Genomic DNA, 253 nt, shown 5'->3' with positions numbered 1-253 from the left:
ACCGCGTGTTCCACCTCGCTGGTCGCCCTGCACCAGGCGTGCCAGGCGCTGCTCTACGCCGAGTGCGACACGGCCCTGGCCGGCGGCGTCTCCGTACAGGTTCCGCACCGGGCCGGCTACGTCTACCGCGAGGGCGGGCCCATGTCGCAGGACGGGCACTGCCGGGCCTTCGACAACGCGGCGGGGGGAGCCGTCGGAGGCAGTGGTGCGGGTGTGGTGGTGCTGAAGCGCTGGGAGGACGCGGTCGCCGCGG

Annotated in this window: 1 protein-coding gene; it reads left to right on the top strand. The window is 74.3% G+C overall.

Annotated elements, in window-relative coordinates:
• Positions 1–253, top strand: a 253-nt coding sequence (locus tag HOY81_RS27170; RefSeq protein ID WP_237323358.1) for a beta-ketoacyl synthase N-terminal-like domain-containing protein, incomplete at both ends; no start/stop codon positions are given.

Origin of the sequence: Streptomyces sp. JJ36 (assembly GCF_021696945.1) — a bacterium.
Classification (GTDB): Bacteria; Actinomycetota; Actinomycetes; order Streptomycetales; family Streptomycetaceae; genus Streptomyces.
Note: the sequence above shows the minus strand (reverse complement) of the source record. Positions and strands in the feature narration are given on the sequence as shown.